This window comes from Streptomyces chlorus (assembly GCF_042655885.1).
Lineage (GTDB): Bacteria > Actinomycetota > Actinomycetes > Streptomycetales > Streptomycetaceae > Streptomyces > Streptomyces chlorus.
This window is the reverse complement of record NZ_JBHSOA010000133.1, coordinates 1-1003: the sequence shown is the minus strand read 5'-3', so window position 1 is coordinate 1003 and position 1003 is coordinate 1. Positions and strand designations below refer to the sequence as shown.

General features: G+C 70.3%; 1 protein-coding gene. It reads left to right on the top strand.

The annotated features are described in order from the left end of the window. Positions 1-1003 (top strand): condensation domain-containing protein (locus ACFPZI_RS34465; RefSeq protein WP_381371103.1); only part of this gene is annotated, 1003 nt, incomplete at both ends.

The following is a 1003-nucleotide window of genomic DNA, read 5'->3' as shown; positions in this document are numbered from 1 at the left end:
GGACAGTGTGCTGGCCGGGCAGCTGGCCTACTGGCGCCGGCAGCTGGCGGGGCTGCCGGACGAGCTGGCCCTGCCGGTGGACCGGTCCCGGCCGGCGGTGGCCTCCCACCGCGGGGCGCGGGTGTCCTTCGAGGTTCCGGCCGAGGTGCACGGCAGGCTGCGGGAGTTGGCCCGTGCCCGTGGGTGCAGCATGTTCATGCTCACCCATGCGGCGCTGGCCACCCTGCTCTCCCGCTTCGGTGCGGGCACCGACATTGCCATCGGCTCCCCCATCGCGGGCCGGCTCGACGAGAACCTCACCGACCTGGTCGGGTTCTTCGTCAACACCCTGGTCCTGCGCACCGACCTCTCCGGGGATCCGACCTTCGCCGAGCTGCTGGCCCGGGTGCGGGAGACGGACCTGGCCGCCTACCAGCACCAGGACGTGCCCTTCGAGCAGCTGGTCGAGGCACTCAACCCGACCCGCTCCCTCGCCCGCCACCCCCTCTTCCAGACCCTCCTCACCTACAACAACCAGGATCCCCAGGACACGGCGGGCGTGGGCGAGGAGACGGGGCCGCTGGCGGTGTCGCCGTATGCGGCGGCGACGGACACGGCCAAGACCGATCTGGCGTTCACCCTGACCGAGCGGTCCGACGACACCGGCACCGCGGCAGGAATCTCCGGCCGGCTCGACTACGCCATGGACCTGTTCGATCGGGAGACGGCGGAGGCACTGGTATCTGCCTTGCAGCTGCTGCTGTCCCAGGTGAGCGACAACTCCGAACAGCCTGTCCACACCCTCGCCATCCTCACCGAAGACGAGGCCAAGCGGATTACGCAGGGGTGGAACGACACCGGTGTCGTGCCGGTGGTGTCGGAGTTCCTCCTTGACCGCTTCGAGCGGCAGGCCGGGCAGACACCCGACGCGGTCGCGCTGGTGTGCGGGGACGAAGAGCTCTCGTATGGGGAGTTGAATGCGCGGGTCAATCGTCTGGCGCGGGTGCTGGCCGGGCGTGGGGTG